Below are 16,547 nucleotides of genomic sequence, written 5' to 3' on the forward strand. Positions count from 1 at the left end.
ATTACCACCTCTTTATATTTGTATCTTCTTCTTCACCGAATAACTCTGAAATTGCACCAACAATATCTACATTTTCAGGCGTACACATAAATGTTTTCGGTCCTATTTTTTGAATGTCCCCGCCTATAGCGTATACAGTACCACTTAAAAAGTCAACGATACGTACAGCCTGATCCGTAGACATTCGTTGTAAATTAATCACAACAGCTCGTCTACCTTTTAAATGGTCCGCAATTCCTTGCGCTTCCGAATATGTGCGTGGTTCTAATAAAACAACTTTTGAAGATTGCTTCGCTGTTTCAATGCTCACAACATTTTGTTTCGTTTGCGCTTTTGGAAACGTAACATCTTGTTGTTCTGGCGGATCTTGCTGCTTCTTCATGTCTGTTTGCTCCTTTTCATAACTATATTGAGCTGCTTCTTTTTCTTCAGGTGTATCAAAAAAGAAGTATTTTACTTTTGACCAACTCATAATAAGATTCTCCTTCCTTTTACGCTTTTCCTACTAAAATCGTCCCCAAACGAATGTATGTAGCACCTTCTTCAATTGCAATGGTGTAATCATTAGACATTCCCATTGATAATTCTTTACATGGCGCATGTAACAATTCTAACTCCTGCACCTCTGTTTGTAGCATACGTAATGTCTTAAAACAGCGTCTGATTTCTTTCTCTTCTTCTGTAAATGGAGCCATTGTCATTAGTCCAACCACTTCAATCTTATCCAATTCTTGCAAACTTTGAATAAAAGAAACGGTTTCTTCTATTGCCAATCCTTGCTTTGATTCTTCAGATGATGTTTTCACTTGAATAAAACATTTCACTTTCTTATCCGCACGTTTTTGAATTTCTTTTGCAAGTGAAAGACGATCTAATGAATGTAAATAATCGATTTCATTAATGATTTCTTTTACTTTTCTCGTTTGTAATGATCCAATAAAATGCCAATTCACTTTTGAACCGAAATGTTCGTACTTCTGTAAGAAACCTTCATTTCTATTTTCACCTAAATCGATAATTCCTGCTTCAATTACTTCGTTTGTTTTTTCAATTCCTACCGTTTTTGTAACCGCAACGAGTTTAATATCTTGCAACGAACGTCCTGCTCGTGCGCAAGATTGTTTAATTGATTCATTTACAGTTGTTAAATTTGTTTGTACTGTCACTTGCTTTCTTCCTCCTTAAAACCTATGAAACTCAACATTCTCCCCGTCTTACCTTGATCACGACGATGAGAGAAAAAGAGTTGCTCTTCACAGCTTGTACAAAGAGATGACATTACAATATTCTCTTCTTTTATGCCTACTTGTAAACATAGTATACGATTAATTTCTTTTAAATTAATTGCATACTGTCCGTCAGAAATTTTTTTATAAGGGACAGAACCGTTTACTACTTGCTCTGCTGCTGTTAGCACTCGATCATCAACAACGTAACAACAAGATCCAATTGCTGGTCCAATCGCAACATGAATTTCATCACTTGAAATCCCTTCTGCATTCCATTTTTGAATCATTTCTTTTGCAATCTCTTTTACAGTCCCTTTCCATCCAGCATGCGCAAGTCCTATCATACCATGTGATGGTGCATAAAAATAGAGTGGAACACAATCCGCGTAACAAGATGTTAGAAGAACATCATTATTAGTCGTATAAATGCCATCTGTTTTTGAAATGCCGTCTTCATATGAATAAACGCCACTTCCTTTTTCCTGTTCTCCTACTTTTTCAACATGATGATCATGAACTTGTTCAGAGCAAATCCAGTTTTCTAATGGTTTTTGTAACTTATTTGCTAAAATGCGTCTATTTTCATGAACGTTCTCCGCAATATCATTCACATGTAATCCTAAATTCATCGCATGAAAGGAGCCCGTACTTACCCCACCATCTTTTGTCGTAAATCCAGCAGTAATGTTCCCAAGTTCTTTCCACGCTTGTAAATACAGTATACCGTCCACATATTTAAATGGCTCTCTCATAATAGCGGCTCCTTTTAATTAAAATAACATAAAAAAGCATGGTACTTCCTGTCTATTTTACCATACTTTTATTTTTTCATAATCCTAACAGAAAAAAAAGAGGAATTTGTAATATTCTTTATGAAATTGTCGGTGTTTGTATTGATTCTGTTACAGAATTAACAGGATTTACTCTAACAAGTATGACATCTTCCCCAATTTTCACAATTTCTTTCCAAGGAATTACAATTTCTATATCTTTCCCAAAGATCCCTAACATACGTGCCTGTTTGGAAATAATAATAGACTCGATTTTTCCTGTGTTCATATCGATTTCGATATCTCCAATATTACCCAGCCTTTTTCCGTCTGAAACATTTATTATATCTTTCATCTGTAATTCCGAAATTCGTATCACTTTCATCCTCTCCCTTATATATGACGAATCGAAAAAACATTGTTTCTCAAATGAACAGGAAGCATCCTCTTGCCAACCTCATATTATTTTCATTATATGAACACAGCTCCCCTACTATGAACGCAAACAAACTATATGACATATAAAAAGGTCTCACCATAAATGGTGAAACCTTATCCTTGAATCGTCTTATTCATTTGTTTAATAGCTGATTTCTCTAAACGTGACACTTGCGCTTGAGAAATCCCAATTTCTTCTGCAACTTCCATTTGTGTTTTTCCTTGGAAGAAACGTTTTCGAATAATCATTTTCTCACGATCATTTAAACGCTTCATTCCTTCTTTTAGAGCTAACTCTTCAACCCACTGCTCGTCCTTTTGTTTTTCATCACTTAACTGATCCATAACAAAGATAGGATCTCCCCCATCGTTATAAATCGGCTCAAATAATGAAACTGGATCTTGAATTGCATCTAAAGCAAAAACAATTTCTTCATGAGTCACTTCAAGCACTTTTGCAATATCCATTGCTGTCGGTTCTTTTGAATTTTCTGCAATCAACTTTTCTCTTACTTGTAACGCTTTATACGCAATATCTCGTAAGGAGCGAGATACGCGAATCGGATTGTTATCACGCAAATATCTGCGTATTTCCCCAATAATCATCGGCACAGCATACGTTGAAAATTTTACATTTTGGCCTAAATCAAAGTTATCAATGGATTTCATAAGTCCGATACAACCAACTTGAAATAAATCGTCAACATATTCTCCTCTGTTATTAAATCTTTGGATGACGCTCAGTACAAGACGTAAGTTTCCATTCACTAATTTCTCTCTTGCGCTTATCTCTCCACTTTGCATTTCACGAAATAATTTACGCATTTCATCATTTTTTAGTACGGGAAGTTTAGCTGTATCAACACCGCAAATTTCTACTTTGTTTCTCGTCAAAGTGTTCCCTCCTATCGGGAGTTGCTGTACAGTGTAAAGTATTTCCTTTGAAGGGGATTTTATGCATGCGGTTTTCTCTTCATTTTTCATTTTAGTTGTCCTTCCTCATACAACTAAATAGAATAAGACCAGCCTAGATAACGGCTGGCCTTACTCTTTACACCATTTTATTAAATTCTTTTCGTAATCTTTTTATGATTCTTTTTTCTAAACGCGAAATGTATGACTGTGAAATCCCAAGCATATCCGCTACATCTTTTTGCGTCTTTTCCTCTCCTCCAGCAAGCCCAAACCGAAGTTCCATAATTTGTTTTTCACGATCATTTAATTGATGTAATGCTTTCATTAGAAGATGACGATCCACAGTCGCTTCTAAATCTTTTGTAATAATATCATCGTCTGTACCTAATACATCTGATAATAAAAGTTCGTTTCCATCCCAATCGATGTTAAGCGGTTCATCAAAAGAAACTTCTGAACGATTTTTATTATTCCTGCGCAAATGCATTAAAATTTCATTTTCGATACAACGTGAGGCATATGTTGCTAATTTTATTTTCTTTTCTGGATTAAATGTATTTACCGCTTTAATAAGACCAATTGTTCCAATGCTAATCAAATCTTCAATATTTATCCCTGTATTTTCAAATTTTCTTGCTATATATACGACTAGCCGTAAGTTGCGTTCAATCAGTAACGATCTTGCCGCCTGATCTCCTTTTGGCAATTTATTTAAAAGAACTTCCTCTTCTTCTTTCGTTAACGGCGGTGGTAACGCTTCACTTCCACCAATGTAATAAATTTCATCGGTCTTAATTCCTAATTTCAGCAATACTTTATACCAAAGGTATACTAAATAAAATTTTAATTTCATCATATTATCCCGCCTCCCATTATTAAGCAATTACCATTTTTTGCGAAATTAACATTTTCGGATGCACAATACATTGATACTCTCCATTGGTTGATAACTGTTGTGTATTTAATCCAATCAATACTTTGTTCACAACGATAGAACTTCCTTCATGATAAATTTGTACACTATCTGGCTTAATTGCCCATAAAAATTGACTTTCTACTCCCACTGCTCGGAAAGGAATTAAGCGTAATTTTGTCGCCCACCCAGAATCATTTTCTGGTATTTGAGGAATTTCTGTTTTGGAATAAATTTGTTCTGTTAACCAAGCCGGCAAACAATGTTCTAACGATGAAATATGCATAATCATAACAGGTGTTTTCGTTAACGGGTCGTAAAGTTGATTTCCACTATCAATTAAGCCTGCAAGTTCTAGCTCCTCTTCAGCTAATTGAACTTTCAATTTCACAATTTGATCATAGTGTATTTTTGTAACCTCTACGCTTTCAATCCGCTTTTTAGAAAAATAATAAATGACTGGAAAACCAAAAATAACAAACAACCAGCTAATTGGGTCACCGTAAGAAATTGATTGAGATTGAACCAACCCATTTACCATTTCATTCGTTTGCAAAAAGAAATGAGTGCCCATTAACCCTCCGCCAACCATAAAGGTTACAAAGTAAAAAGTAAAAACAGTTTGTGCATAATTTCTAAATGTTGTAAACCCAAATGCTGTATACACAATAAGTAACGAGTACAGTAGTTTCATAATTGGATGTGTCATCACAGAAGCAAAAGGAGTAAAGGCAAAAATAACAATGGTTGAACCTATCAATGCCCCTAACACAAGCCTCCATCTTTTGATCTTCTTTTTTAACACGGTAGCTGTTAATAAAAGTAAAAGAAAATCAATGCAGGCGTTTAACAACCAAACAACGTCGGCGTAAACAACCAAACAATTCACCTCTTTTTTTAAGTTGAGACTAGTATAATGCATATCCAATAGGAAAGTGTGTCAATTTGCGGAGGTGTTTTTTTGTTATTTTGTGCTTTCTAGACATAATCTGTCGGTAAAAAATAAAAGTATATGTTTCATAGAATGCTATCTTTTTTTCAAACTTTAATCAGTGGGGGTTTTCTTCATCCCCCCACTGATTATTAGTTGAACCAATTGGGCTACCCAGCAAAAAGCGGAATAAATTACAATAAAAAAAGACCTGCTTAGCAGATCTTTTCCCTGTATAAAACAAAAAAGGAGCATAAATGCTCCTTTTCTTTTATCGTCTACGACGATTACGTAAGAATGCTGGAATATCGATATCATCTGAATCTGAATGACGCTCATGTACAACCGGCTCTTCACGCTTCATTTCACGTTTTACTTCACGTTGTTTTGGTGGTTGAGCTACTGGCTGTTGCTGTTGTTGCGTGTGATTCACATTCGGACGGATAATTGGTTTTGGTGGTTGAGTTGCAATTGTATCATCAAAACCAGTTGCAATTACAGTTACAACGATATCATCTTTTAATCCTTCATTAATAACCGAACCGAAGATCATATTTACTTCTGGATCTGAAGCTGAAGCTACAATGTCTGCCGCTTCTTGTACTTCATATAAGCTTAAGTTAGCTCCACCCGTAATGTTCATGATAACACCTTGAGCTCCATCAATAGATGTTTCTAATAATGGACTAGAAATCGCTTTTTTCGCAGCTTCAGCAGCACGATTTTCTCCATTACCAGAACCAATACCCATTAAAGCAGAACCTCTATTAGACATAATTGTCTTTACGTCTGCGAAGTCTAAGTTAATTAAACCTGGTGTTGCAATTAAATCAGAAATACCTTGAACACCTTGACGTAATACGTTATCTGCTTCACGGAATGCCTCTAACATTGGCGTGTTTTTATCAACAATCTCTAATAAGCGATCGTTTGGAATTACAATAAGTGTATCTACATTTTCTTTAAATGCCGCAATACCAGATGCCGCTTGTGTTGCACGCTTACGTCCTTCAAATGTAAATGGTCGTGTTACAACACCAACTGTTAATGCACCTAATTCTTTTGCCACTTGAGCAACAACTGGAGCTGCACCAGTTCCAGTTCCGCCGCCCATACCAGCAGTTACGAATACCATATCAGCACCACGAAGTGCTTCTTGGATCTGTTCTTTACTTTCTTCTGCTGCTTTTTTCCCTACTTCAGGGTTTGCACCTGCACCAAGTCCACGTGTTAATTTTCCACCAATTTGCATTTTCGTTTCAGCTTTTGATAGATTTAATGCTTGTGCATCAGTATTTACAGCGATAAAGTCTACACCTTGTACACCGTGTTCAATCATACGGTTTACAGCATTGTTTCCGCCACCGCCGACACCGATAACTTTTATATTCGCTAATTGATCTTGAGTAGTATCAAACTCTAACATGTCGAAATCCCCCTAGAACCTCATTTTTCGTGTCCAATTTTAATCCCATAAATAACGGAATACACGTTTTACTTTTGACATCATACGGTCATCATTTTGATTATTATTGTTTTGATTACGCGTTTTTTGTTTCGCAGGTTGCTGTTGTACCGGCGTTGGAGCTGGTGCTGGTACTGGTTCAAAATGCTCTTGTTTTTCCTGCACATTTTTCCCACGCAACTTAGCTTTTTGATATGAATGTTTAATTAATCCTACTCCACTTGTATATTGGGGCTCACGCACGCCAATATAATCAGGAGTTGCTATACGAACATTTTCATGTAAAATATCATATGCAAGATCAAGAACACCTGGCATAGAAGCAATTCCACCAGTTAGTACATAACCAGAAGCTACTTGCTTTACTCCTAACTTACGCACTTCATCTTGAACAAACATTAAAATTTCCTCTACACGAGCCTCTATTATATCCGATAATTCCAACTGAGAATATTGTTCTGTTTGATCGCTTCCCATAATAGGAACCGTAAACATCTCTTCTTCCGACGCTGTATCATAAAAAGCATGTCCATATTTCAACTTAATTTGATCTGCATTTTCTGTTGAAGTTTTCAACCCAATCGCAATATCTTTCGTTATATGGTCTCCACCTAATGGTAATACGCTCGTTGCTTGTAACTCTCCATCTTTAAAAATAGATAAAGTTGTAGATCCTCCCCCCATATCAACAAGGGCTACTCCTCTATTTTTTTCATCTGAAGATATAGCAACTGTTGCAGCCGCTAAAGGTTGAAGACAAATATCAACAATTTCAAGACCTGCTTTTTCTACACAACGAAGTAGGTTATGTAGTAAAGTTCTCGAGCCTGTAATAAGTGTACCTTCCATTTCTAATCTTACACCGATCATCCCGCGCGGATCGTTAATCTCGTCAAGACCGTCTACAATGAACTGTCGAGGTACCACATCAATAAACTCACGTTCTGGAGCAATTGACACAACTTGTGCTGCATCTAGAACGCGTAAGACATCTTCATTCCCGATTTCACGATCTTCATTTGAAACAGCGACTACTCCGTGACACGGAAGTAGCTGTACCTGGTTTGCATTGACACCTACTACAACTTGCTCAATGTGGATTCCCACCATGCGCTCAGCTTGTTCAATTGCTTTTTTAATTGATCGAACAGTCTCGTCTATATCAACTATCGATCCCTTCTTTAAACCATTTGATTTTACATTTCCAACACCAATAATGTTTAAGCTGTCATTAACCATTTCACCAATGATGACTTTAACATTGGATGTACCGATGTCAAGACTAACATATATTTCATTGCTGTTCATTCTTTGGCACCTCCTTCTTTATTTATACCATACAACTCAATATATGGAACAACAATCGCAACTTTACTATTTATAAGAAAAATATTCAACGTCTTTATACGTTTCCCTTTTTTAACCCTATATTTTTCTTATTTTTATTTAACATTCATTTAAGAATATTGCAGTAAACTGTGAATAACTGCTTATCTTGAAATAATTCTATTTCAAGTGTAAAGATTACCGCCAAGTATAAGTCTACACTAAGATGTACTCATAGAAAAGTGAAACTTGTACCAATCCTAGTATGAATCTAAGAATTTTTACATATTTTTCATCAAATGAACCATTCTTGTAAATTCCTATGCACCAAGCAGAACATTCGTTTCGTTTTTTCTACAATAACGTAGTGAAAACTATCATTCTATTCTTTTTTTTCTTCTGCTCCTAATTCTTTCGTATACGCCCCTACTTCTAAGTCAATTAATACCTTTTTACCTGGCTCAATTGTTTTTAAGATAAGTGGATAAGCTTCCATACGTTTTGCGAAATTTTGAATCGTAGTGCTCACTTCATACCCTTCATTCATATATAAAGTAAGGTGGTCTTCATTCGCATTTGTCGGTGAATAACGAATTTCAGAAATAGACCTTAAAATAGTTGGTGTTAATTTTTCAAGCTCAGCAATTAACTCCTTCATTTTCTCCTCTTTAAAAGGTTCAAAAATTGGCGCTGCAACAGGAAGTTTTCCGTTCGGGAGTACATCAAGTGTTTTCCCGTTCTCTAATAACGGTTGTAATTTCCCATCTTTGTTTATATAACCAATCGTTAAATATTCTTCAATATGAACGTCAATTTTATTTGGAAAACGCTTCTTTACATTTACTGCTTTAATTTCTTTTCGTTTCGTTAAGTTTTCTTCTGCTTTATGTGCTGTCACTCGGAAATAACTTGTATCATATGTCACACCTGATTCCTTCATCACTTGTTCATCTGTCATATAATGATTTCCAAACACGCTTATCTTTTTTATATTGCTAAGCGGAGACCGAAAATAAATTAAAAAGAGCACTAATAAAAATAAAATTGATATGTATAGAATCAACCGATGATTAACATTTTTCTTGTTTTTTTTCTGTTGATTTTTTAACTTTGGTACACGATCCTGTAGTTTAATCACTTTACTATTTTTCATGTACGATCCCCCTACGTAACATAAAGAACGGCATGTTCCTCATGCCGTTCTTATCTTCTTATTATAACATAAATGATAATGAGCGGAACGAATAACCGTTATCTTCCAATGATTTCTACTTCTGTATGCATTTCTACGCTAAATTTATCCTTGATTGTTTGTTTTACTAATGCTATTAAAGATAATACATCTTGCGCGCTAGCTCCACCAGTGTTAATAATGAAGTTCCCATGCATTTCAGAAATTTGAGCTCCACCTATTTGATAACCACGAAGTCCCGCCTTCTCTATTAAATCTCCTGCAAAGTATGGAATTGGATTCCGAAACACACTTCCTGCGCAAGGGTGATTCCATGGCTGTGTTTCACGGCGGTAATCTTTATTCTTTTGCATGACACTTACAATTCCCTCACGCTCTCCTATCTGTAATTGAAACTCAGCTTCCAAAACAATACCAGGGCGTTTCGTTTGCAATACAGATGTACGATAGGAAAACTCCATTTCTTCATGCGTTAACCAGTCAATTGTTCCATCTTCAAACAAAATAAGAGCTTTTGATAATATGTTTGATATATCCGATTTATGTGCTCCTGCATTCATATACACTGCACCGCCAACACTTCCTGGAATACCACTTGCGAACTCCAGACCCGCTAACCCTTGACGACTAAGTAAAGTTGATAATTTAATCAGGGGATACCCACCACCAACTCTTACCCTATGTTTTTCGACTTCTAAGTGGTCTAATCCTTCTCCTAAACGAATAACGACACCTTCTATACCCAGATCAGATACAAGAAGGTTCGAACCGCGACCAATTACAGTCCACTTTGTTTTATATTTCTTTACTAACTGCAACGTTTTTTCAATACCGGCAACATGCTTTGGCACAATTAAAATATCAGCTGGTCCACCTATTTTCATAGTTGTATAACGTGCTAACGGTTCATCCACTAACACACGACCAACATTTGCTTCTATAAGCTCATTTACTAATTGCTCCATAAACCAATCTCCCCCATACTAAGCATCCTTATTACAGTAGTATGCAGGGCGTTCACCTAACGTTATTTTTTTACAAGCTTATTCATTACTTCATACAACTTATTTGCTGCATCTGGAATACCTAATTGCCCAGCAGCAAGCTTCATATTTTGTAATGTTTGTGCATCTAATAGAATCTCGTCAATATCACGAATAAGTGTTTCAGCTGTTAAATCTTTTTCAAGCAACATTTTTGCTGCTCCTTTATCGACAACAGAACGTGCATTTTTTTCCTGATGGTTATTTGTTACATAAGGACTCGGAATTAACACACTTGGCTTACCTAACGCTGTTAATTCTGCAAGTGTTGTTGCTCCAGCCCTTGAGACAACCAGGTCTACACCGGTAAGTACTTCTGGCATATTATGAATGAAAGGTTTAATAATAACATTATTCGGATTCCCTTTTTGCTTCACTGCATCCATCACTTTGTCGTAATGAACTTCACCTGTTACATACAATATTTCGTAACTTTTATTTCCAAACTGTTCAATTGCCTCTACGAAAGCATCGTTAATTGGTCTAGCCCCACGGCTGCCACCAAAAATAAGCACGGATTTTTTAGGAAGAGATAAACCTACTGAACGTTTTCCCTTCATTCCATTTTGATCCATTACTTCTGACGCTCTTGGGTTTCCTGTCATGACCACTTTTGACTGCGGAAAATGTTCTGCAGCCGCTTCAAAACAAACTGCAACTTTATCAACATAGCGGCTTAAAAATTTATTCGTTACACCAGGTACACTATTTTGTTCATGTACAATAGTTGGAATACCTAATTTTGCCGCAGCATATACAACAGGTCCACATACATATCCACCTGTTCCAATTACAATATCTGGATTAAAACGACGAATATATCGTTTACTATCTTGTACACCTTTTAGGAAACGCATCACCGTTTTCACGTTATCTAACGATATTTTACGCTTAAATCCACTTATAACAATAGATTGAAACGGTATACCTGCTTTGGGCACGATTGTGCTCTCTAATCCATTCTCCGTACCAATATATAAAAACCTTGCTTCCGGATTTAATTTTTTTATTTCTCTTATTAAAGCAAGAGCCGGATAAATATGACCTCCAGTGCCCCCACCACTTACTAATACACGCACTACTAACTCCTCCGCTTCTCTTTTTCTTATTACAGTATTTATTTCTATATACATATTGTTTCTTCGTACACATACGAAAAACCCTGTCTTATAAAACAGGGTTTAGTAGCGAGAATGGCGACTTATATTTAATAATACACCTACTGCCATTAACATTAATGTCAAACTTGATCCACCATAACTTAAAAACGGCAAAGTAATACCCGTAACAGGCATCAATCCTGTTACAACACCAACATTAATCATTACTTGAATCGCAATCATCGCCACAATACCTACTGCTAAAAACGTACCATATAAATCTGGCGCTCCTAAAGCTATACGAATCCCACGCCATAATAATAGACTAAATAATAATAACACAAATGAACCACCAATAAAACCTAATTCCTCGGATAAGATTGCAAATATAAAGTCTGTTTGCGGTTCAGGTAAATAAAGAAACTTTTGTCTACTTTGTCCAAGTCCAAGCCCGAATAATCCACCTGGTCCAATTGCGAGTAACGATTGAATAATTTGAAATCCACTTCCAAGCGGATCTGACCACGGGTCTAAATATGATGTAATACGTTTCATCCGATACGGTGCTGATGCAATTAGCCCTACAAATCCTGCTACACCAAGCAAACCAAACATTGCAAAGTGAAAGACCCTTGCTCCTGAGATAAATATCATAATGATACATGTCCCAACCATTACCGTTCCTGTGCCAAGGTCCGGCTGTAACATAATCATTCCGAAAGCAAGAAATACAAAACCTAGAGCTGGTAGTAAACCACGTTTAAAAGAGGTAATTAATTTTTGTCGTTCCGCTAAAAATTTCGCTAAGAAAATAATCATCGCAAACTTCATAAATTCGGACGGTTGAATGGAAAATGCCCCGATTCCAATCCAACTTCGCGCTCCTCCTCGAACAAGACCTACTCCAGGAATAAGAACGAGAATAAGAAGAATGAAGCAAACTAGCAAAATTACTTTTGAATACGTACGCCACACCCAATAATCAATTTTCATAATAAAAAACATAGCCACTACACCAAGACCTGCGAATAGCAATTGCCTTTTTGCAAAAAAGAATGAGTCCCCCATTTTATAAGAGGCCCAAACCGCACTCGCACTATAAACCATAATCATTCCGATTGTTAACAACGCAAGTGTAACGATGATGAGAATAAAATCAGGCGTTTTCTTCATTACCCATAAACACCACCTCTTTAGGCAGAAACTTTTGCCCTATGTAACAAAACATCAGTAGGTGTTAGCCTACTGATGTTTTGATTTACTTTATATAAGTTTATGCACAGCTTGTATAAAAATGTCTCCTCTTTCTTCAAATGTTTTAAATTGATCCCAGCTTGCACATGCTGGAGAAAGAAGAATTACATCGCCATCTGTAGAATGAGCATATGCTTTCACTACAGCTTCATCTAAAGTATCGACACTTTCAATTGTATCTAATCCCGCTTTTTCTGCAGCTCTTACTAATTTTGGAGCTGTTTGTCCAAATGTTACAATCGCTTTAACATTTTTGAAATACGGAATTAAATCATCGAATTCATTTCCACGATCCAGCCCACCTGCTAATAACACAGTCGGTTGTGTAAACGCAGATAAAGCTTTCTCTGTCGCTAACATATTCGTTGCTTTTGAGTCATTATAAAACTTACGGTTGTTTATAGTTGTTACATATTCTAAACGATGTTTTACACCTGTAAAACGTTTTAAAACTGCCGTAATCGCTTCATTAGAAACACCCAATAATTTTGCGATACTCATCGCTGCTAAAATATTTTCTAAATTATGTTGACCAGGTAAAACGATATCACCTACTTCAACAACTTTTTCACCTTTAAAATAAAGAGCATTATCTTTTATGCACGCACCATCTTCAATTTCTTTCGTTGTTGAGAACAGTACTTTTTGACCTTTACTATAAGCAGATAAAGCCATCACATCTGCATCATCTGCATTTATTACACTATAATCATTTTCTGTTTGGTTTTTAAAAATATTTGCTTTTGCTAAGCCATATTCTTTTTTCGTCCCATGATAATCTAAATGGGCCTCAAATAAATTTAAAAACGCAGCAATTTTAGGTTGGAACAATTCTACTCCCATCAATTGGAACGATGAAAGCTCTGTAACTACAACTTCATTTTCTTTTGCATCCTGTGCTACTTCACACGCAACAGTTCCAATGTTCCCTGCAATTACGGGATGCTTTTGTCCTTCTTTTAGCATTTCAAATGTAAGCATTGTCGTCGTCGTTTTACCGTTAGACCCCGTAATCCCAACAAATGGTGCTTCTGAAATACGATATGCTAATTCAACTTCCGTAACAATTGGAATTTGCTTTTCTTTCGCAGCAACTAATATTGGATTAGAATACGGGATTCCTGGATTTTTTACTACAAGAGAAATATTTCTCTCTAATAATTCTAAAGGATGACCACCGCATACAACATCCATTCCTTTTGCTTGTAATTCTGCAGCAAGTACATTCTCTGCTAAAGGCTTTCCGTCATTTACAATAACATTTGCCCCTAACTTTTGTAACAATGTAGCTGCTGCATAACCACTTTTTGCAATGCCTAATACAAGAATATTCTTATTTTGAAATTCAGTTACAGTTTTCAATTACATCCACACCCCGATATAAATTCCTAACACAGCTAATAAAAATCCTACAGACCAAAACGTCACAACAACACGCCATTCTGACCAACCACATAATTCATAATGATGGTGTAATGGACTCATTTTAAAGACACGTTTTCCTGTTGTTTTAAACGAAATAACCTGAATAATAACCGATAAAGTTTCCATTACGAATACTCCGCCAATGATTACAAGTAGCAATTCTTGTTTTAATAAAATTGCTACAGCTGCAATGGCTCCACCTAAAGCTAATGAACCTGTATCTCCCATAAACACTTTTGCTGGATTCGCATTGAATACTAAAAATCCAAGTACAGCTCCTACAACTGCCATACAGAATATCGCTACTCCAAATTGCTCTTGTGCCACAGCAATAATACTAAATGCTCCAAATGCAATAGCAGCTGTTCCTGATAATAAACCATCTAAACCGTCAGTTAAGTTAACTGCATTCGATCCACCAATAAGCATAAATAGTACAAGTACAAAATACGCCCAACCTAATTCAAACTTAACATCCGTTCCCGGAATCATGATGTATGTGTGGAACGCTTGCCCTTTTCCAATTAAAAAGAACGCAATAGCAATAACAAGCTGACCTACTAATTTTTGTTTTGATGTTAAACCAAGATTTCTCTTCTTAACTACCTTTATGTAGTCATCTAAAAATCCAATCAATCCGTAACCAAATGTCACTAATAGTAATAACGATACCTCTGCACCTAAATGATTAAACTTAATCGCCATAATAAGTGAAGTTACCATCATAGATACGTATATGACGATACCACCCATTGTCGGTGTCCCTGATTTTTTTTGATGTGATTTTGGTCCCTCATCACGAATACTCTGTCCGAACTTTAATTTTCTTAAAAATGGAATAAACAATGGCGAAAGGGCAACAGAAATTAAGAATGCTACCCCAGCCGTTACTAATAAACCTTGCTCAAGCACATGTAGTCCTCCTCTCACGTTGTTACTCTTCGTTGTTTAAACGCTCTGTAATTGCTTCTTTAGCGATTTCACGATCGTCAAAATGATGAACATCTTTACCAATAATTTGATATGTTTCATGACCCTTACCAGCAATAATGATGATATCTTCAGCTTTTGCGTTAGCAATTGCATGGTATATCGCTTCTTTTCTATCAATAATTACTTCATAATTATTTCCATTTGCACCATGTACCATATCATCTAAAATAGCTCCTGGCTCTTCACTTCTTGGATTATCTGAAGTGTAAATAGCGTGAGTTGCATATCGTGTTGCAACACTTGCCATGATTGGTCTCTTCGTTCTATCTCTATCACCGCCACAACCGACGATGCAATATACGTCACCTTTTGCAAACTGTTTTGCTGTTTTCAATACATTTTCTAAGCTATCTGGTGTATGTGCATAGTCAACAATAACTGTATAATTTTGTCCACCATCAACCACTTCAAAACGTCCTGGAACTCCAGCTAGTTCCTTTATTACATCAATGATTGTTTCTAAACTTACACCAGAAACAAGTCCTGCCGCTGTCGCAGCTAGTACGTTATATACATTAAATTTCCCAATTAATTTCATCGTAACATTTACACTCTCATACGGTGTTACAAGCGTAAATGTAGTTCCACCACTTGTCATAACGATATCTTTGGCCATAACATCACTTGTTGTATCAATTCCATACGTTACAACAGTTGCTGCAGTACTTCTCATATATTCCGCTGTTACAGCATCATCGTTATTCAATACCGCGTATTTTTCACGATTATGATTATAACTATTGCCAAGTTGCGCAAATAGCAACCCTTTTGCATGTTTATATTCTTCCATCGTTTTATGATAGTCTAAATGATCTTGTGTTAAATTTGTAAACACTGCTACATCGTAATCACATCCGTGTACACGGCCAAGATCTAAAGCATGTGACGAAACTTCCATTACTGTGCTATCCACACCGTGTTCAACCATTTTTGCAAACGTCTGTTGAAGTGTTAGTGCATCTGGTGTTGTATTTTTCACCTCAAATGTTTCATCACCGATTTTCATATTAATCGTTCCAATTAGCCCCGTTTTATGACCATGTGCGCGCATAATCTCATCCATAATATGCGATGTTGTTGTCTTTCCATTTGTACCTGTAATACCGATTAAATGTAACTTGTGTGTTGGTTGACCATAAAAATAATCAGCTAAAACCGCTAACGAACGAAAAGTATTTTTCACAAGTACAACTGGAACGTCAACATCAATTGGTCTTTCCGCAACAATAGCAGCCGCTCCTTGTGCCGCTGCTTGCTTAGCAAAATCATGGCTATCAACCGTATATCCTTTCATACATACAAATAAGCTTCCTTCTTTCACTTTACGTGAATCAGCTTCTATAGATGTGATTTCTGGATTTTCTTTTGGAACAACTGGAAAATCATGCAAACATGATACAAGTGTATGCAACTTCATTTCACTAAACCCTCTCTACATTGTGTATTTATCTCTTTTATTAATAAGCAACACGTTACCTCCTAATTATGTAAAATAGGAGGTAAGTGCTACTCTGTCTAATAAATAGACCTATTTATAACCGCGACTCTTGCGG

The 16,547-nt window shown here is 36.2% G+C and carries 16 protein-coding genes; all 16 read right to left on the bottom strand.

Annotated features, from left to right (window positions below; translation table 11 throughout):
* Position 1: 1 nt before the first annotated feature.
* Positions 2-472: a cell division protein SepF gene (locus RTP99_RS08610; protein WP_000119138.1), complete on the bottom strand. Its 471-nt coding sequence runs from the start codon at positions 470-472 to the stop codon at positions 2-4.
* 19 nt (positions 473-491) lie between these two features.
* Entirely contained in the window at positions 492-1,166 is a 675-nt protein-coding gene (locus RTP99_RS08615) for a YggS family pyridoxal phosphate-dependent enzyme (RefSeq protein WP_000218173.1), read from the bottom strand.
* Entirely contained in the window at positions 1,163-1,981 is an 819-nt protein-coding gene (gene pgeF, locus RTP99_RS08620) for a peptidoglycan editing factor PgeF (RefSeq protein WP_001209018.1), read from the bottom strand. Before pgeF ends, RTP99_RS08615 begins: the two co-directional genes overlap by 4 nt.
* Positions 1,982-2,099: 118 nt before the next feature.
* Positions 2,100-2,384 (bottom strand): YlmC/YmxH family sporulation protein, encoded by a 285-nt coding sequence (locus RTP99_RS08625; RefSeq protein WP_011040609.1) that lies wholly within the window; start codon positions 2,382-2,384, stop codon positions 2,100-2,102.
* 167 nt (positions 2,385-2,551) lie between these two features.
* The gene (sigG, locus tag RTP99_RS08630) at positions 2,552-3,331 is read right to left on the bottom strand and encodes an RNA polymerase sporulation sigma factor SigG (protein WP_000197753.1); all 780 of its coding nucleotides are present in this window, start codon (positions 3,329-3,331) and stop codon (positions 2,552-2,554) included.
* 157 nt (positions 3,332-3,488) lie between these two features.
* On the bottom strand, positions 3,489-4,208 hold the full coding sequence (gene sigE, locus RTP99_RS08635; RefSeq protein ID WP_000976948.1) for an RNA polymerase sporulation sigma factor SigE: 720 nt from the start codon (positions 4,206-4,208) through the stop codon (positions 3,489-3,491).
* A 19-nt stretch (positions 4,209-4,227) separates the two neighbouring features.
* Entirely contained in the window at positions 4,228-5,145 is a 918-nt protein-coding gene (spoIIGA, locus tag RTP99_RS08640) for a sigma-E processing peptidase SpoIIGA (protein ID WP_000261996.1), read from the bottom strand.
* Between the two features lie 322 nt (positions 5,146-5,467).
* The gene (gene ftsZ / locus RTP99_RS08645; RefSeq protein WP_000888991.1) at positions 5,468-6,622 is read right to left on the bottom strand and encodes a cell division protein FtsZ; all 1,155 of its coding nucleotides are present in this window, start codon (positions 6,620-6,622) and stop codon (positions 5,468-5,470) included.
* Between the two features lie 39 nt (positions 6,623-6,661).
* Positions 6,662-7,969 (bottom strand): cell division protein FtsA, encoded by a 1,308-nt coding sequence (gene ftsA, locus RTP99_RS08650; RefSeq protein WP_001087553.1) that lies wholly within the window; start codon positions 7,967-7,969, stop codon positions 6,662-6,664.
* A gap of 400 nt (positions 7,970-8,369) precedes the next feature.
* Positions 8,370-9,140 (bottom strand): cell division protein DivIB, encoded by a 771-nt coding sequence (gene divIB, locus RTP99_RS08655; RefSeq protein ID WP_000798232.1) that lies wholly within the window; start codon positions 9,138-9,140, stop codon positions 8,370-8,372.
* Positions 9,141-9,238: 98 nt separating this feature from the next.
* Positions 9,239-10,144: a UDP-N-acetylmuramate dehydrogenase gene (gene murB, locus RTP99_RS08660; RefSeq protein ID WP_000437037.1), complete on the bottom strand. Its 906-nt coding sequence runs from the start codon at positions 10,142-10,144 to the stop codon at positions 9,239-9,241.
* A 62-nt stretch (positions 10,145-10,206) separates the two neighbouring features.
* Positions 10,207-11,301 carry an undecaprenyldiphospho-muramoylpentapeptide beta-N-acetylglucosaminyltransferase gene (gene murG / locus RTP99_RS08665; RefSeq protein WP_001265415.1) on the bottom strand — a complete coding sequence of 365 codons (1,095 nt, stop codon included), beginning with the start codon at positions 11,299-11,301 and terminating at the stop codon, positions 10,207-10,209.
* Positions 11,302-11,403: 102 nt separating this feature from the next.
* On the bottom strand, positions 11,404-12,495 hold the full coding sequence (gene spoVE / locus RTP99_RS08670) for a stage V sporulation protein E (protein WP_000753510.1): 1,092 nt from the start codon (positions 12,493-12,495) through the stop codon (positions 11,404-11,406).
* Between the two features lie 90 nt (positions 12,496-12,585).
* Positions 12,586-13,938, bottom strand: coding sequence for a UDP-N-acetylmuramoyl-L-alanine--D-glutamate ligase (gene murD, locus RTP99_RS08675; protein WP_000860122.1), 1,353 nt, complete (start codon positions 13,936-13,938; stop codon positions 12,586-12,588).
* Complete coding sequence (gene mraY / locus RTP99_RS08680; protein WP_000893058.1) at positions 13,939-14,913, bottom strand: phospho-N-acetylmuramoyl-pentapeptide-transferase; 975 nt, start codon at positions 14,911-14,913, stop codon at positions 13,939-13,941.
* 22 nt (positions 14,914-14,935) lie between these two features.
* Positions 14,936-16,411: a UDP-N-acetylmuramoyl-L-alanyl-D-glutamate--2,6-diaminopimelate ligase gene (gene murE, locus RTP99_RS08685; RefSeq protein WP_000766300.1), complete on the bottom strand. Its 1,476-nt coding sequence runs from the start codon at positions 16,409-16,411 to the stop codon at positions 14,936-14,938.
* Positions 16,412-16,547: the final 136 nt, after the last annotated feature.

Source organism: Bacillus sp. (in: firmicutes) (genome assembly GCF_031983925.1).
GTDB lineage: Bacteria > Bacillota > Bacilli > Bacillales > Bacillaceae_G > Bacillus_A > Bacillus_A pacificus.

What these genes read in the sequence shown, in the direction of transcription:
- murB (WP_000437037.1), bottom strand. Translation starts at nt 10,144, where the DNA reads ATGGAGCAATTAGTAAATGAGCTTATAGAAGCAAATGTTGGTCGTGTG.
- RTP99_RS08625 (WP_011040609.1), bottom strand. Translation starts at nt 2,384, where the DNA reads ATGAAAGTGATACGAATTTCGGAATTACAGATGAAAGATATAATAAAT.
- ftsA (WP_001087553.1), bottom strand. Translation starts at nt 7,969, where the DNA reads ATGAACAGCAATGAAATATATGTTAGTCTTGACATCGGTACATCCAAT.
- divIB (WP_000798232.1), bottom strand. Translation starts at nt 9,140, where the DNA reads ATGAAAAATAGTAAAGTGATTAAACTACAGGATCGTGTACCAAAGTTA.
- pgeF (WP_001209018.1), bottom strand. Translation starts at nt 1,981, where the DNA reads ATGAGAGAGCCATTTAAATATGTGGACGGTATACTGTATTTACAAGCG.
- RTP99_RS08610 (WP_000119138.1), bottom strand. Translation starts at nt 472, where the DNA reads ATGAGTTGGTCAAAAGTAAAATACTTCTTTTTTGATACACCTGAAGAA.
- spoVE (WP_000753510.1), bottom strand. Translation starts at nt 12,495, where the DNA reads ATGAAGAAAACGCCTGATTTTATTCTCATCATCGTTACACTTGCGTTG.
- ftsZ (WP_000888991.1), bottom strand. Translation starts at nt 6,622, where the DNA reads ATGTTAGAGTTTGATACTACTCAAGATCAATTAGCGAATATAAAAGTT.
- murE (WP_000766300.1), bottom strand. Translation starts at nt 16,411, where the DNA reads ATGAAGTTGCATACACTTGTATCATGTTTGCATGATTTTCCAGTTGTT.
- sigE (WP_000976948.1), bottom strand. Translation starts at nt 4,208, where the DNA reads ATGATGAAATTAAAATTTTATTTAGTATACCTTTGGTATAAAGTATTG.